Here is a 15,984-nt window from a genome sequence, read left to right on the forward strand (position 1 = left end):
GAGGGTCATCAATGTTCGAAAAGTACTTGAATAGCTGTAGTTGCGACATGGGTTAACTCACTTCTTACTAAAAAGAAGTATAAGATCACAAACTTAAGTCAAGGTAAAGCTTCGTGATCTTGCCCTGAGTTTATTGCCTACCGACATTTCCATTGCTTATACCGGTGAGTCAAAAGACTTTAAAGAAAACCAATCGGGTGTACTGGTGGTATTTGGCCTAGCACTTCTGATTGCTTACCTGGTATTGGCTGCACAGTTCGAGAGTTTCATTAACCCAGCCGTGGTTATGTTCACCGTACCTATGGGTATTTTTGGTGGTTTTATCGGCTTAGCTCTCACAGATCAAGGCATGAATATTTACAGCCAAATTGGGATGATCATGCTTATCGGTATGGTAACCAAAAACGGCATTTTAATTGTCGAGTTTGCCAACCAATTACGCGATAGAGGTTTACCACTTGATACCGCTATTATCGATGCTTCTGCACGCCGTTTACGGCCTATTCTTATGACCGCATTTACCACCTTAATTGGTGCGATCCCGTTAATCATGTCAACAGGTGCAGGTAGCGAAAGCCGAATTGCGGTTGGAACTGTGATATTCTCCGGCATGGCATTTGCTACTTTCGTCACCTTATTGGTGATCCCAGCAATGTACCGCTTAATCTCAGCCTCAACTCACTCTCCAGGGTACGTTGAAGCGCAACTTAATGACGCCATTGCCGCTCAACAAGCGCAGCAGCCTTAATCAAACAGGTGTAATAATGACTAACCTTGCAGTATTTGTAGACGTACAAAACATTTATTACACCTGTAAACAAGGTTTTGGCCGCTCGTTTAATTACCGGGCCTTGTACCAACAATTGTCACAACGCGGCCACATCAGCCATGCCATTGCATATGCCATTGCACCTGCTGATGATGGCCAAATTAAATTTCAAGATGCCCTCAAACACATTGGCTTTACCGTAAAAACCAAACCTTATATTCAGCGCAGTGACGGTTCAGCAAAAGGTGATTGGGATGTTGGCATCACCATTGATATGCTGGAGATTGCGCCTGAAGTAGACGAGGTTATTTTATTGTCTGGCGATGGCGATTTTGATTTACTCCTTAAAAAAATAAATCAAAGTACACAGTGTTATACCCACGTAATGAGTGTTGAGCGATTAACCGCAAAATCGCTCAGTGACCAATGCCAACAATTTACCCCTATAGACCGCACATTATTGCTTTAATGATTTGATCATTAGCTGCATTTCATATACAACTTACCGACAGTTTTTTACAATATTTCATCCTGTATGGTTGTGTCACGACTTACATCTAGCAATGATCACTCTATAAAAGGTCAGTTATGTTTTTCCCTTTTCACAAAATAACCCATTACCTTTTAGGATTATTGTTATCGTTAACACTCGTTTTAGAAGCTAACGGCAAACAATATCAAATCGAGCGACTCAATGTCGCCGACGGTCTCCCCTCTTCGATGGTGACCATGATTTACCAGCAACAAAATGGCTTTATGTGGTTTGCAACCGATGCAGGTGTTAGCCGATATGATGGCCAAGAGTTTGTTAATTTTCAGTTTTCACCTGGCACAAAAAACCATATATCCAATAACTTTGTGACCGATGTTATCGAAGACAACCTGGGCAATATTTGGTTTGCTACCGAAGACGGTTTAAATCAACTCAACCTTGATGATGAGGTCGTAAACTTCCCGTTATCGCAACAGCACTTTAGCCAAAACACCAATTGGATAATGAAAATGTATCAAGACACAGAGCAAAATCTGTGGGTCGGTACGGGCAGTGGCTTACAATTAAAGCAGCCTAATTCAAGCCAATTTATTTCCATTCCTTTATATCTAAATCAGCAAAACATTGCGGTTGAAACCTCGATTTACAGTATCGTTGCCGATGCACAAAATCGATTATGGCTTGGAACCGATTACGGTTTAGCCATTGTCGAACCTGAACAAAGAAGCATGCGATTATTTGATGCCAGCAAAGCCACTTCAGCAATCGAAAACACCGCGGCGTCCACGTTATTTAGCGATTATGTGCTCGCCAGCGAGGTTGACGCAAAAGGTCAACTTTGGCTAGGCACCCAACACTTTGGACTGGTTCAATTCAACCCAATATCAGCTGAATACCAACAATATGCAAACAGTAAGAAAATAGGCGCTATTCCAAGTGATTATGTCACCAGCATTACCATCGATACAGACAGCAATATATGGGTAAGTACAGACAAAGGTGCTGCGCTCTTATCTGTTAAAACCGGCCTGTTTGACTTGGTTCAAGCGCAAGCATTTAATGAACACACTATCCCGAGTAATTTTGTCGATGATGTGTTTATTGATTCATCTGGGCTCGTTTGGTTTGCCACCACTCAAGGGGCTGCTTATTACAGCCCACTAAAACAACCGAGTCGCATTTATAAACCATTAGCAACAGACTCTGAACTCTCTGGGGCCAACACTTACGCCATATCTGTCAATTCCCAAGGCCATGCATGGATAGCCAATGACGGTGGTATTGATAACATTGACACCCAAAAACAAACCGTCAATCTGTCACCATTAACCGTTGCTCACAATGACGCATTATCAGGCAATATTTGGAACGTCAAAGCCGACAAAAATGACAATGTGTGGATTTCACATTCCAAAGGTTTGAGCTACCTGGACAATAACACTCAGCAAGTGAGTCACTTTAGTAACAAACCTGGCAATATTTATGGTTTTCCTGATACCGACTTCTACACAGTAAACCCTGATAATCGAGGCAATGTGTGGGTTACGGGTTATTTAGATGCTGGCGTCATGCTATTTAATCCAAAACAGGGGCTGTTAAAGCATTACTTTAACGATAATAATAACCTCTACACCTCAGGCGGTAATTTTACTTTTGATTCAATCATCGCCAACAATGGTGATTTGTGGCTCGCGACAACCAGTGGCATTTTTATTATTGATCCCTCAACCGATACAACCGAACATTTAAGCTTGGGTAATGAGCGAGAAAACATACGTATTGGTGGCATTTATCAAGATGAACAAGGCAATATCTGGGCAGCAACTCAAGGCCTTGGGCTAGCCCAAATAACCCCAACACCCAACGCTGAACAGCCTTACCACATTGAATATATTACTCGTAAGCAAGGGTTAGCCGACAATAGAATTAAAGCGGTAACCGGAGATGGTAAAGGTAATTTATGGTTAACCAGCCGTCATGTATTAAGCAAATACGTTATACAAACAAAGCAGATCACCGACTATCCTAGCGCCATTAATGACACAAACTTAACCTTTAATGAAGGTGCGATTGAGTTAACGCAAACTCAACTATTACTGGGCAGTAATAAAGGGGTGATACAAGTTGATACCGACCGTATTAGCCAAAATCACTTCATTGCTCCGGTGCATATCACTTCGGCTAAAATAGCTAATAAAGCTTACACTTACGGTAACACTAACAAGGTCATTGCACCGCCCAGTGTCGATTACGACAACAATATGATCCAATTCTCTTTTGCCTCTCTCGATTTTACCGCACCAGAACGTAATATTTACCGATTTATGTTAGCCGGATTTGACCAGGATTGGATTACCACTCAACAACCTAATGCAATGTACACTAACCTTGCTGCAGGTGATTATATCTTTAAAGTTCAAAGCACTAACAGCGATGGCATATGGAGTCCACAACAAGCTGAATTTGCCTTTACGGTTAATAAAGCATGGTGGTATTACGCGTTAATTGCATCGGCAATGATCATTTTATTGATTGTTATACTGTTTATTTTATCGCGCATTAAACAAATTAAAGAACTCAGCAGTAGAGCTAATTATGACAGCCTGACTGGACTTGCAAATCGATTTAACTTCAATCAGCAATTAGCCTTACTCATTAACGATCCACAAAAGACAGCAGCAGTTGTCTTTATCGATTTAGATCATTTTAAAGAAGTGAATGATTCTATGGGACACGATATTGGCGATGAGCTAATTATCCAGGTCAGTAAACGCTTACAACACTGTTTAAAACAACAAGATGTGCTGGCTCGTTTAGGGGGGGATGAATTTGCACTTATCATAGAATACGAACCAGTTGAAAATGAGGTTAATCAAGATTTAGTCAACATCATCGAACGGATCAGAATGGCCCTTAACGCTGGCTATCAAATTAATCAATATTGGCTCAACAGCTCAGCCAGTATTGGAGTAGCTTGCTACCCAAGTGACGGCTCTGACGCTAAAACATTATTAAAACACGCCGACACGGCGATGTACGCGGCTAAACAAAATGGTCGAAATGGCAGTTATTTCTTTAATGAAAAACTTTCTACTGCACTTTTAGAGAGGCTGTTGATTAAAAATCAGTTAAATAATGCCTTGCCAGACAATCAACTCAGTGTGTTTTATCAACCAAAATGCTGCGTCAGCACCAGCAGGATTTTGGGACTTGAAGCGCTATTACGATGGAACCACCCAACGAACGGGATGATTTCGCCTAGTCGCTTTATTGATGAGGCAGAAGACAGTGGGTTAATTATCGACATTGGTTTATGGGTATTAGCACAAGCGTGTCAGCAAGGTTATCAATGGTATCAACAAGGTATTTTACACGGTAATATTTCAGTCAATATTTCGCCATTGCAATTGTCTCAACCCAGTATAGTGGCCGATATAGCGGCCATTTTACAGCAAAGCCAATTTCCGGCTCATATGCTAGAACTTGAAATTACCGAGTCGTTATTAATTAAAGACATCAAAGCCGCCAAGGCGGTGTTATTCCAGTTAAAACAGCTCAAAGTGCGTATTGCACTCGATGATTTTGGCAAAGGCTATTCATCACTTAACTATCTGACTCAGTTTCCTATCGATACTTTAAAAATTGATAAAGCCTTCATCAACTCAATGCTTCCAAGAGAAACCAGTAATATCGTATTAAAAAGCATCATAAAGCTAGGGCATGAACTAAAATTAGACGTGGTCGCAGAAGGGGTAGAAACCCATGCTCAATTAATAAAACTAAAGCACTACCAATGTAAAATAGTACAAGGCTTTTTATTCAGTCCAGCACTTAACTCAGCGGGCACCCAAAATTTATTGCAACAAAGCAGCATCATGAACGACGAGCTCGAAGCGGCGTATCCATAACGGTTAATATGCTCGCTTACACGCGGGCAACCCAGTCGCACAACATAGAAACGCCTTAACGCAGTGCATATCACTTTGGAGATAAAAGGTGTTATCATCGCCCGTAAAATTAGGGCCAGTCAAAAAGGATTACATGTTGTTTATCGGTTGTTCAAAAAACCTACTTGAAACTAACTTTACGCGTTATTTTACGCGGATTTATACTCAAGTAATGTTTTGTTTACTTGCCATTTTTTGCGCCAGTATGATGACTCATAACGCGATGGCTGAACCGATAAAAATCACCTTAGCCGCCGAAGATGGTTGGCCGCCATTTGCCGACGAATTTGGTAGCGGTATATCTCACAACCTTATCCAACACGCTTTTAAACAAGTCAATGTAGAAGCTTCAACCATTGTGGTTCCCTATACACGCGGGCTCATCATGACCGAGCGCGGTACCGTTGATGGCGTGTTTAATGTCACCAAAGAACAAAGCACACAAGAGCGATTTGTTTTCGGCAACGAGCCATTATTCACAGTAAACGCATCCTTTTTTTTCGCCAAAACACAAACAGTCATCGCTAAAGACAAATGGCAATTACCATTGGGTAGTGTGATAGGCATTATCGACGGTTACGAATATGGCGATGAGCTTCTGCAGCTAATAAACCAACGCCAATTAAAGATAGTGAAGGTAAATAGCCAACGACAATTGATTAATTTACTGCTAGTCAATCGAATAGACGGTGCCATTATGTATGATATGGTTGCCGATGTTTATATTGAGCAAATGGGTGTTAAGCAAGATATTGTCGCTCAGTTTATGAATCACACCAGTGAAATATTCGTGGCATTTTCAAAACAGAATCCACAAGCTACAGAGCTAAGCTTACTGCTTGATAAAGGCTTACAACAATTAAAGCAACAAGGTCACTATCAAAAGTTACTTGTACCACTCGATTTCTAAGCCCTAAGGTCACTGCAAAATGAGCCCAACTGCTAATAAACCACAATACAGCCCGGTCCACACTTTTAAAGTACAAATCTACTACGAAGATACCGATTTTTCAGGTGTGGTTTATCACCCTAATTTTTTAAAGTATTTTGAACGAGCGCGGGAACATGTCATTGGCGCTGAAATACTCAGTGATTTATGGCAGCAACAGCAACTTGGTTTTGCCGTGTATCGAACTGACATGGTGTGCCATGACGGGGTTGAGTTTGCCGATATTATTGAGGTTCGTACTCAATTTTATTTTGAAAGTAAATTTCGCACAGTTTGGCAGCAATCTATTTGGCGCCCTAACGCAACCAAAGCAGCGGTTACCGCTAACATCGAAATGGTGTGCATGAATCAAAAACGACAGCTCGCACCTATGCCGCCATCATTGATTACGCTCTTGTCGAGTGGGATGACGAGCACTTAACGATAAGCGCTCCTGATAGGCCAGTTATAGAGAATGCGTTAATTGCGGATAGATATGTTCAAACTCATCTGCCGTGGCGGGTTTAGCAAAGTAATCACCTTGAATGGTATCAACACCAAACTCATGTAACGTTTCTAACACCGACTTAGATTCGACCCCTTCTACCGTGACCTCAAACCCTAAACTTTTTGCCAATTCTATACTGGTTTTTACAATTTGTTTTGCTGCTTTTGAGGTTTCAAATTCATCTAAAAACGCTTTATCTATTTTGACTTCATCCACAGGTAAAAAACGCAAATACGCTAACGATGAATGACCTGTACCAAAGTCATCAATGGCAATTTTTACGCCGATATCACGTAATTGATTGAGGGTAATAATGGTTTGCTCTAACGACACCATCAAGGCACTTTCAGTGATTTCAATCATAATGCATTCAGCAGGGACTAAATACTGCGCCAGTTTAGTAGCGACATCGTTCGCCAAATTAGGATTATCAAGATCGGTGGACGATAGGTTAAGGGCGACTTTAACGTAAATCCCCTTTTCTCGCCATTTGGCTTGCTGGGCAATAACCGCATCTAACACCCAGGTACTTAACAGATCAATCATGCCCGTTTGTTCTGCTAAAGGGATAAATTCATTGGGTGATATTAACCCTAACCCTTCATGCTGCCAGCGAATTAACGCCTCAACTTGTTGGCACTGGCCACTTTGAATATCAAGTTTGGGCTGAAACACCATAAATAATTGATTGAGCTTTAATCCCTTGGGTAAACCATTAATGATCAGCAGTTCTCGATGCCGAGCTTTATCATCATCATGATCATAAAAAGCAATCGGTTGTTTTAGGGTTTTGGCTTTTTTAAGCGCTAAATCTAAGCGCCTTAACATCAAACTGACATCGGCATGATGTTCTGCTAAAGACAACACTCCTAACTGCATTTTGATACTTATTGGCTGTTGTTCAATCTCAAACGGTAATTGTAAATCCTGCTTTAGCTGGACCAGTTGCGCGAGTGTTAGAGCCTGCGGGAAAAATAACAAAAACTCATTGCCGTTCATACGGGCAATAAATTGCGGTTTGTTATCGACATTCTCTATGCGTTTTGAAAATGCTTTAAGCAGCTTGTCGCCAAACAAAAAGCCGAATAAGTCATTCACAAACCGGAACTGCTTAATGTCCACCAGCACTAACATGCCCTCAGACACAGGCATTTTTGCCAGCATTTTACGTTTAAATCCAACGCGATTTGTTAAGCCGGTCAATTTGTCTCGTTCAGTGCTAAAAAGACTGGATTGATGAAAGTTTTTAAGCGCGATAATGAGGGGTTTTAACGATGAGGATGACGTATCTAAGGTAAAAGTATCTTGATTAAGTATTTGCAACGCTAATGCTTGGGTTAATTGCCGCAACGCACGTTGCTGTCGCCAATGAATAACGCCGACGATACAACTCAATATCACCGCAATAAACACAATCAGTGTCAGCAAATTATTCATTTAAAATGTTTCATTAATAAGTGCTACTTCATTATTATAGGCTAATGGATAATCTCTCCAAGCCACGCTACTTTGAGCTATGCTGTGATTGTTTACACAGTAGGCAACCACCTAATTGACGGCAGAACATACCGTCAATTAGGTCAAGGCATGACGCTTACTCGTAACTTTGTTTAATCGAATGGTACATATCGATAAACTCATCACTGGCTAAGTCTTCTGGCGTTACAGGCAAACCTCTATCGGCAAACACACCTAAACGCTCATCTAACTCTTCACCCGCACGCAATTCACCAGTGTAAAAGGCAGCCGAGCGAATAAAGTCTAAATAAGTGACTTTTTCTGGCATGTAATGCAAGTCAGCCCAACGTTCAACCACTTCCATCACTTCTGGGGCAAAATCCCATGTTTTAAGCACCGCACGACCAATGGGGCCTTGCATTTTGCGCACAAGACTGCGTAATTGATCGATTTTGCTAAACAGTTCAGGATGAACTTCAGCTTCGGTTAAGACAGGTAAGGCACCAATGTTATGGACTAGGCCTGCAAGCGTTAATGTATCGCGATCTAACTTCTTGCCGGGATTTCGTTTGTTGTATATTTCTAACATGGCGCAAGATGATGCCGTCACCTCAATGGAGGTTTTCCACACTTCATCCATTACTTCCCACACCATTTCATTGGTAGAGATAAACAACTGCTCCATGGCCACAGAAGTGGTAATAGACTTAATTTGCACTAAACCAATACGGTTGACGGCTGCGCTAATGTTCTCGGCTTTGTTACCGCGTGAATATAATGCACTGTTAGCCACTTTAATAATACGCGCTGAAATCGCTGCATCTTGGCCAATTACATCACCAACCTGCTTGAGACTGGAATCTTTACGCGCCACCACCTCTTGCACTCTCATGGCCACTTCTGGCAATGTTGGCAACACCAACGCATCGTCTTTAAGCTTCTTTAATAATCCAACCAAGAGTTGATGTTCGGTAGACATGCGGTCTCCATAAAATAATGTTCACTAATGCTAAGATTATATACCCAAACGCATATTATTTGCGACGACTCAAAAACCACCAAGCCAATTAATTACGCTTTTTAGAATATTTATTGATAAGGATGACGGCGAGAACCACAAAAGTACAACCCACTTCACATTTCCCAAGCCTATATTTGTACCCACTAATGTCCTTAAGTAAGCTTTCGCCCCCTAAAGATGCTAACCCTGTTGTAAACCGAGAAAACTATGTTTAAACCTGAATTATTATCCCCTGCTGGCACATTAAAAAACATGCGCTATGCCTTCGCTTATGGTGCTGATGCGGTATATGCCGGCCAACCTCGTTATAGCTTAAGGGTGAGAAATAATGACTTTAAAATGGAAAACCTCGCTACAGGGATTGAAGAGGCGCATGCATTAGGTAAAAAACTTTATGTGGTGAGCAATATCTCACCACACAACGCTAAACTCAAAACCTATATAAAAGACATGGAACCAGTAATAGCCATGAAACCTGATGCGGTCATCATGTCTGATCCAGGCCTGATTATGATGGTACGTGAATCGTTTCCTGAGCAAGTGGTGCATTTATCTGTTCAGGCTAATGCCATTAACTGGGCTTCGGTAAAATTTTGGCAACAACAAGGGATTAAACGGGTTATTTTATCGCGTGAATTATCGTTAGATGAAATAGAAGAAATTCGCCAACGTTGTCCAGATATTGAACTTGAAGTATTTGTTCATGGGGCGCTATGCATGGCTTATTCAGGCCGCTGTTTGTTATCTGGTTATATTAATAAACGCGACCCTAATCAAGGCACATGCACTAATGCTTGTCGCTGGAAATATGACGTACACCCTGCACAGCAAACTGAAACAGGCGATGTGATAGCCATGCCTGCTGAAGTACAAATAGCAACACCAACGTTAGGCGCTGGCGAGCCAAGTAGTGAGATAGTGTTATTGCAAGAAGCAGGTCGTCCTGGTGAATACATGCCGGCTTTTGAAGATGAGCACGGCACCTACATTATGAACTCTAAAGATTTACGTGCCATTCAACATGTTGACCGATTAACCCGTATGGGCATCGACTCGTTAAAAATTGAAGGCCGCACTAAGTCATTTTACTATGTCGCGCGTACCGCACAATTATACCGCCAAGCCATTGAAGATGCCGCTGCAGGTAAAGATTTTGATCGCACGCTAATGAGTAACCTTGAAGGTTTAGCGCATCGAGGCTACACCGAAGGTTTTTTACGCCGTCATGTGCATGATGAGTATCAAAATTATCAGTACGGTCATTCTGTGAGTAATAGCCAGCAATTTGTAGGCGAGTTTACCGGCAAACGTAATGAGCAAGGCTTTGCTGAAATAGATGTTAAAAACAAGTTTTCGGTGGGCGACAGCGTTGAAGTAATGACAACCGAAGGTAATTTTGTTATCACTATTGAATCATTAGTGAATCGCAAAAACCAACCCATCGAAGCCGCGCTAGGCTCGGGACACTTTGTCTTTATGCCTATCCCAATGAATATCGATGTCGAAAAGGCAATGCTAATGCGTAATTTACCTGAGGGAGTTGATACCCGAAACCCTCATCAACCAGGTTAACCCTATATGGCATTAATCATTGACGATAGCTGTATCAATTGCGACATGTGTGAACCCGAATGCCCCAATGAGGCGATTACCATGGGTGAAGAAGTGTATGAAATTGATCCGGCATTGTGTACAGAATGCGTGGGGCATTACGATAAACCCACCTGCGTATCGGTTTGCCCTATCGATTGTATTGACCCAGACCCTTTGCATGTTGAGTCACAAGATGAGCTGTTAATTAAATATGCAGCCATTACGGGCAAGTAAACACAAAAAATCCACTACAGCTTTCGTAACTTAAACGGCGCATTGCCGCCGTTTGAGTTCTCTCTATATCTAATCTCGTTAAAATAGAATAACAATCATTAACCATTCTCTTTTGTCGACGTTAACGTTTGTAAAATTTGAGCCAATTTATTTACTGCGATATTCACTGGAGCCGGCAGTGAATCAAGTTCAATCGACAGCAATATATTTTTCACTTCGAGCCCAAGTTCAGTGTCACCTTCAATGCGTAATTTACGTTGGAAAAATAGAGTGTCAGGATCTTCTTTCCCGGCTACCACTAACAATAACTCAGGCACGTTTGCACTGAAAATAACATTCGGATGACTCAACGGCTGTACCAGCAACTTATTATGCATTCCGACTTGAAACTGCAAATCAATATCATCGATACAAATACCGACTGATTTATCGTTTAAAAATGCCAATTCACCCGAATTCACTTGCTCAGCAAGCACTAGATTAAGCATTTGAGTGATAATCGTCATTTTTATTTTTGTAGGGACTATCGCTAATGAGCGACGGCTCATCTGTGGTGCAAAATGTAAAATGTGTGCCGATAAACGTTGTTGAAATGCTTGAGCCATTAAAGGTTCCTACCTGCAAAGAGATCGATTTAGCAAGCTAGTTTACTGGCAATTTATCCAACGAAACCTGTTTTAAATCAATTCATGTTAACTCAATCACATTTACACTCCTGTTCTTCAAAAATAATGAGCACATCAACATGGAACTCTTATGCCCAGCAGGTAATTTAGCCTCGCTAAAAGCAGCCTTAAATGCTGGTGCCGATGCGGTGTACCTAGGACTTAAAGATGACACCAACGCGCGTTCATTCGCAGGTTTAAATTTTTCGGCGCCACAACTGGCCCAAGCAACTCAACTGGCTCATAGCCAAGGCCGTAAAGTTTTTTTAACCTTAAATACTTTCCCTAAACCTGGGCATGAACAACGTTGGTATCAGGCGGTTGATTTAGCAGCGCAACTCAATATGGATGCGTTAATCGTGGCTGATTTATCATTATTAAGTTACGCCCATCAACATCATCCGCATTTGCCTTTACACTTATCTGTGCAAGCGAGTGCCACCAACTTAGGCGCGTTATCGTTTTATAAAGAAGCATTTAACATAGAGCGCGCAGTCTTGCCTCGAGTGTTATCGATAAAACAAGTCAGAGATTTAGCAAAAGTGAGCCCTGTCGAACTTGAAGTCTTCGCCTTTGGCAGTTTATGTATCATGGCTGAAGGACGTTGCCACTTATCATCCTATGTGACAGGTCAGTCACCCAATACTGGTGGTTCGTGCTCGCCTGCTAATCATGTACGTTGGCAAGACAGTGGCAGCGACAAATTAACCCGATTAAACGATGTGTTAATCGACAAAGCAGATGCCAGCCAGCAATTAGGCTATCCCGTCGTGTGTAAAGGTCGTTATGTAGCTCAATACGATCAAGATGCCAAATACTTACTTGAATCACCCACCAGCTTAAACACCCTGAGTCTGTTACCCGAACTGGCCCAAGCAGGCATTACGTCATTAAAAATTGAAGGGCGTCAAAGGAGTCCGGCCTATGTAAGCCAAGTGACTCAGGTCTGGCGCAGTGCCATTGATACTTATTTAGCATCACCGACATCGTTTGCCGAGCAACCTCAATGGTCACAGGCATTAGCCAAAGTGTCAGAAGGACAAATTACAACATTAGGTGCTTACGAGCGCCAATGGCAATAAGGGTTACGATGAAAATATCTCTTGCACCAATAAGTTATTGCTGGTCTAAAGCGGATGTTGAGCAATTTTATCAACACGTCGCAAACAGCAATATTGATACCGTATACCTAGGCGAAACGGTCTGTAACCGTCGCCGAGAACTCAAGTTTGCTGATTATTTGGCTTTAGCTCACATGCTCAAAGCCCATGGTAAACACGTGGTATTGTCGACGATGGCGTTAGTCGAAGCGCAATCTGAACTCAATGAATTAAAACGTGCAATCAATAATGGTGATTTTAGTATTGAAGCCAACGATATGGCGGGAGTGTATTATGCCCATCAGGCTAAAATACCCTTTGTATGTGGGCCAACAATCAATAATTACAACCGTGCAAGCTTAGATTTATTACATCAAAAAGGCATGTACCGCTTTGTAATGCCTTGCGAATTATCAAAAGATTGGCTGCAAGCTGTTATCGACTCAGGCAGTCAGTTGCAATATGAAATTGAAGTATTAGGCCACGGCTATATGCCATTAGCGCACTCTGCTCGTTGCTTTACCGCAAAGCACTATCAATTGCCTAAAGATAAATGCCAAACCATATGTCAGCGACACAGTAAGGGATTGCTGGCCCAAACACAGGAGTCGCAGCCCTTATTGAGATTAAATGGCATTCAAACCCAATCTGCGGCGCAAGTGGATCTTATCAGCCAGATCCCACAAATGATCAACATGGGTGTCGATTACTGGCGCATATCACCGAATAAATTAGCCGATGTTGCCTTAGGAAATACCTTAGCCACCTTACTTAATCAGGCTCAGCCAAATGATAATGCAACATTGCAAGACGAGCTGACACAATTTGAGCTTTTAAATACCAATGCTCATCATTGTAATGGATATTGGTTTGGGCTGCCGGGAATGAACTTTTCCGCCCCCTCTACTCCAGCAGAATAATCACATCACATCCAATGACAACAGGTTGGCATTGGATGTGAAACTTTTCTTACGAATGATTTTGCAATGTCGCGATATCAATCACAACAGTGCAAAATCCTTTTTATCGCGACCACATCAAAACGTTAAAAATCGAATGACAGCGAGACTATCGCTCATTACTTTGCCTATTCATTAAGACTGATACGTGATCATCAACACGTATATCTACCCACATTTAACTAATATCTATTCGTCTCAGTTATCATTTTACATAGCACAAATAAGGGGGTAACCTTGCCTCCCTAAAAAGTACAGCTGAATGGACATTCACTTATCGTCCATTAATCACAGTGGCCTTGCACAGAGAGCCACTTTAAAGCACATACGTAAGGTGTATTTAACGTGACACACAAAAAACATAATATTAAAACAATACTGACCTTTATTATCCCATCCTTGATTGGTCTGTTACTGTTTATGACGCCTATCAGTATTGATGGCGCTATCACCATTCCAATTGCGATTATTTCTAAAGCGCTACAATCTGGAATGGGCAGTTCTATTCAGCTAATTGTTGCGGGTATTGTCGTATTGATGGCGATAGCCTCTTTACTGACACGTATTATTAATCCCCAGTTTATTCGCAAAAATCACTTTTTACGCACCTTACTTAACGTTAATTTATTTTGGTTAGCGACGCGTATATTGGGCGCCATATTCATTGTGATGGTGTATTTGCAAGTGGGTCCTGAAATGATCACATCTTCAGCGACTGGCGGCCTAGTACTCAACGACTTAGTTCCTGTTTTATTTTCGGTGTTTATTTTTGCCGGCATGTTGTTACCGCTATTGTTAAATTTCGGCTTACTTGAGTTTTTTGGCACATTACTCACTAAAGTAATGCGTCCGATTTTTAACTTGCCAGGTCGAAGCGCTATCGATTGTATGGCTTCTTGGTTAGGTGACGGCAGCGTCGGCATTTTAATGACTAATAAACAGTATGAAACGCGTTTTTATACTGAAAGAGAAGCTGCGGTTATAGGCACAACCTTCTCTGCGGTATCTATCACCTTCAGCCTAGTGGTGATCTCACAAGTTAAGCTTGAGCACTTGTTTGTGCCTTTTTACCTTACCGTCTGTTTAGCAGGTATTGTTGCCGCCGTTATCGTGCCTAAATTACCACCATTGTCGTGGAAGAAAGACACCTATATCGATAATACCCCACGTCATGAAGATGACGAAAGCGTGCCAGAAAACCACGGGGTATTCTCTTGGGGTTTTGAACAAGCTATGCAGCGGGCTTCTACTGCTGGTGGCGTAAAGCACGTATTAGTAGAAGGGATTAAAAACGTTGTCGACATGATATTTGGCGTCATCCCCGTCGTAATGGCAATTGGCACTGTGGCACTCGTACTTGCAGAGCACACACCAATCTTTAACTACCTGGGTATGCCTTTTATTCCTTTGCTAGAGCTACTGCAAATACCGGAAGCCAACGAAGCTTCAAAGACAATTGTCGTTGGTTTTGCGGATATGTTTATCCCTTCTATCCTAGCCAGTTCAATAGAATCTGATTTAACCCGCTTTGTGATTGCGGCGTTATCTGTGACTCAGTTAATTTACATGAGCGAAGTCGGTGCACTCTTAATCGGTAGTAAAATCCCGGTTAACTTTTTTGAGCTATTTGTTATCTTTATCCTGCGTACATTGGTTACACTGCCAATTATCGCGCTAATGGGTCATTTACTCATCTAAAGCAAGACTGGCCATATTTGTGACCCATCCCATAAGGAGCGCAATGCGCTCCTTTTTTTAGCTTAAAAACCCAGCGAAAAAATTGAAAATCGAGTATGCTTAAACAATAACAATAGACTCAATGGTTGCGGACTGTATCCCGTTGCCACTCAATGCATTAAGGGTAACCCATGGACGACAGACGTAAGTTTTCTCGTATTTTATTTGCTGCTAGTGCTCATATAGAGCAAACAGAACAAACTTGGCGTACAAAAATTTTAGACTTGAGCCTTAATGGGGCTTTGGTGGAATTACCGTCAGGTTATACCGGACAACTTAATACCATTGTGACCTTGGCATTTGTGCTGCCAGACTCCGATATTGAGCTGCAAATGCAAGCGGCAATCGTTCATAAAACCCCAGAACATCTCGGGCTCAAATGTGTTCATATCGACGTTGAAAGTATCAGCCATTTACGCCGCATTATTGAATTGAATATGGGTGATGCAGAGCTATTGGACCGAGAGCTTAATTCACTCGTAACCCCAACGCCGTAGCAACGTATACAGCTTTAGTACTAAAAAATGGCAAACCAATCTGGTTTGCCATTTTTGTTTCAATTGCTCTGCCGA

Annotated in this window: 13 protein-coding genes and 1 pseudogene; 11 read left to right on the forward strand and 3 right to left on the reverse strand. The window is 41.8% G+C overall.

The features are described 5' to 3' along the window. Positions 1-121 precede the first annotated feature (121 nt). The 5 genes and pseudogenes from AC19MV_RS03435 to AC19MV_RS03455 all read left to right on the forward strand — a co-directional run. A pseudogene (locus tag AC19MV_RS03435) lies at positions 122-748 on the forward strand (efflux RND transporter permease subunit); the annotation flags it as partial. Between the two features lie 16 nt (positions 749-764). Next, a complete protein-coding gene (locus tag AC19MV_RS03440) occupies positions 765-1,238 on the forward strand; it encodes a LabA-like NYN domain-containing protein (RefSeq protein ID WP_432398996.1) in 474 nt (157 codons plus the stop codon). 119 nt (positions 1,239-1,357) lie between these two features. Next, positions 1,358-5,170, forward strand: a complete 3,813-nt coding sequence (locus tag AC19MV_RS03445; protein WP_498305816.1) for an EAL domain-containing protein — start codon at positions 1,358-1,360, stop codon at positions 5,168-5,170. Positions 5,171-5,303: 133 nt separating this feature from the next. Beyond that, positions 5,304-6,119 carry a substrate-binding periplasmic protein gene (locus AC19MV_RS03450; RefSeq protein ID WP_498305817.1) on the forward strand — a complete coding sequence of 272 codons (816 nt, stop codon included), beginning with the start codon at positions 5,304-5,306 and terminating at the stop codon, positions 6,117-6,119. A gap of 19 nt (positions 6,120-6,138) precedes the next feature. Next, the gene (locus AC19MV_RS03455; RefSeq protein WP_432398999.1) at positions 6,139-6,579 is read left to right on the forward strand and encodes a thioesterase family protein; all 441 of its coding nucleotides are present in this window, start codon (positions 6,139-6,141) and stop codon (positions 6,577-6,579) included. 24 nt (positions 6,580-6,603) lie between these two features. Here AC19MV_RS03455 and AC19MV_RS03460 read toward each other — a convergent pair whose 3' ends face one another. Both AC19MV_RS03460 and AC19MV_RS03465 read right to left on the reverse strand, forming a co-directional pair. Then, positions 6,604-8,082 carry a putative bifunctional diguanylate cyclase/phosphodiesterase gene (locus AC19MV_RS03460; protein WP_498305818.1) on the reverse strand — a complete coding sequence of 493 codons (1,479 nt, stop codon included), beginning with the start codon at positions 8,080-8,082 and terminating at the stop codon, positions 6,604-6,606. Between the two features lie 157 nt (positions 8,083-8,239). After that, positions 8,240-9,082, reverse strand: coding sequence for an HDOD domain-containing protein (locus AC19MV_RS03465; RefSeq protein ID WP_432399001.1), 843 nt, complete (start codon positions 9,080-9,082; stop codon positions 8,240-8,242). Positions 9,083-9,331: 249 nt separating this feature from the next. Between AC19MV_RS03465 and trhP the strand changes: the two genes are divergently transcribed. Both trhP and AC19MV_RS03475 read left to right on the forward strand, forming a co-directional pair. Further along, positions 9,332-10,696 carry a prephenate-dependent tRNA uridine(34) hydroxylase TrhP gene (gene trhP / locus AC19MV_RS03470; protein ID WP_498305819.1) on the forward strand — a complete coding sequence of 455 codons (1,365 nt, stop codon included), beginning with the start codon at positions 9,332-9,334 and terminating at the stop codon, positions 10,694-10,696. A 6-nt stretch (positions 10,697-10,702) separates the two neighbouring features. Beyond that, positions 10,703-10,951, forward strand: a complete 249-nt coding sequence (locus AC19MV_RS03475; protein WP_160055203.1) for a YfhL family 4Fe-4S dicluster ferredoxin — start codon at positions 10,703-10,705, stop codon at positions 10,949-10,951. 98 nt (positions 10,952-11,049) lie between these two features. Here the strand turns inward: AC19MV_RS03475 and ubiT are convergent, their stop codons facing one another. Beyond that, positions 11,050-11,556: a ubiquinone anaerobic biosynthesis accessory factor UbiT gene (gene ubiT, locus AC19MV_RS03480; RefSeq protein ID WP_498305820.1), complete on the reverse strand. Its 507-nt coding sequence runs from the start codon at positions 11,554-11,556 to the stop codon at positions 11,050-11,052. A 140-nt stretch (positions 11,557-11,696) separates the two neighbouring features. Between ubiT and ubiU the strand changes: the two genes are divergently transcribed. From ubiU to AC19MV_RS03500, 4 genes are all read left to right on the forward strand, one after another. Further along, on the forward strand, positions 11,697-12,698 hold the full coding sequence (gene ubiU / locus AC19MV_RS03485; protein WP_432399004.1) for a ubiquinone anaerobic biosynthesis protein UbiU: 1,002 nt from the start codon (positions 11,697-11,699) through the stop codon (positions 12,696-12,698). A gap of 8 nt (positions 12,699-12,706) precedes the next feature. Then, positions 12,707-13,636 carry a U32 family peptidase gene (locus AC19MV_RS03490; RefSeq protein WP_498305821.1) on the forward strand — a complete coding sequence of 310 codons (930 nt, stop codon included), beginning with the start codon at positions 12,707-12,709 and terminating at the stop codon, positions 13,634-13,636. A 459-nt stretch (positions 13,637-14,095) separates the two neighbouring features. After that, positions 14,096-15,373: a YjiH family protein gene (locus AC19MV_RS03495; protein WP_498306239.1), complete on the forward strand. Its 1,278-nt coding sequence runs from the start codon at positions 14,096-14,098 to the stop codon at positions 15,371-15,373. A 170-nt stretch (positions 15,374-15,543) separates the two neighbouring features. Beyond that, positions 15,544-15,909 (forward strand): PilZ domain-containing protein, encoded by a 366-nt coding sequence (locus AC19MV_RS03500; protein WP_432399006.1) that lies wholly within the window; start codon positions 15,544-15,546, stop codon positions 15,907-15,909. Positions 15,910-15,984: the final 75 nt, after the last annotated feature.

Source organism: Shewanella sp. MF05913 (genome assembly GCF_059758095.1).

What these genes read in the sequence shown, in the direction of transcription:
- AC19MV_RS03440 (WP_432398996.1), top strand. Translation starts at nt 765, where the DNA reads ATGACTAACCTTGCAGTATTTGTAGACGTACAAAACATTTATTACACC.
- AC19MV_RS03445 (WP_498305816.1), top strand. Translation starts at nt 1,358, where the DNA reads ATGTTTTTCCCTTTTCACAAAATAACCCATTACCTTTTAGGATTATTG.
- AC19MV_RS03450 (WP_498305817.1), top strand. Translation starts at nt 5,304, where the DNA reads ATGTTGTTTATCGGTTGTTCAAAAAACCTACTTGAAACTAACTTTACG.
- AC19MV_RS03455 (WP_432398999.1), top strand. Translation starts at nt 6,139, where the DNA reads ATGAGCCCAACTGCTAATAAACCACAATACAGCCCGGTCCACACTTTT.
- AC19MV_RS03460 (WP_498305818.1), bottom strand. Translation starts at nt 8,082, where the DNA reads ATGAATAATTTGCTGACACTGATTGTGTTTATTGCGGTGATATTGAGT.
- AC19MV_RS03465 (WP_432399001.1), bottom strand. Translation starts at nt 9,082, where the DNA reads ATGTCTACCGAACATCAACTCTTGGTTGGATTATTAAAGAAGCTTAAA.
- trhP (WP_498305819.1), top strand. Translation starts at nt 9,332, where the DNA reads ATGTTTAAACCTGAATTATTATCCCCTGCTGGCACATTAAAAAACATG.
- AC19MV_RS03475 (WP_160055203.1), top strand. Translation starts at nt 10,703, where the DNA reads ATGGCATTAATCATTGACGATAGCTGTATCAATTGCGACATGTGTGAA.
- ubiT (WP_498305820.1), bottom strand. Translation starts at nt 11,556, where the DNA reads ATGGCTCAAGCATTTCAACAACGTTTATCGGCACACATTTTACATTTT.
- ubiU (WP_432399004.1), top strand. Translation starts at nt 11,697, where the DNA reads ATGGAACTCTTATGCCCAGCAGGTAATTTAGCCTCGCTAAAAGCAGCC.
- AC19MV_RS03490 (WP_498305821.1), top strand. Translation starts at nt 12,707, where the DNA reads ATGAAAATATCTCTTGCACCAATAAGTTATTGCTGGTCTAAAGCGGAT.
- AC19MV_RS03495 (WP_498306239.1), top strand. Translation starts at nt 14,096, where the DNA reads ATGACGCCTATCAGTATTGATGGCGCTATCACCATTCCAATTGCGATT.
- AC19MV_RS03500 (WP_432399006.1), top strand. Translation starts at nt 15,544, where the DNA reads ATGGACGACAGACGTAAGTTTTCTCGTATTTTATTTGCTGCTAGTGCT.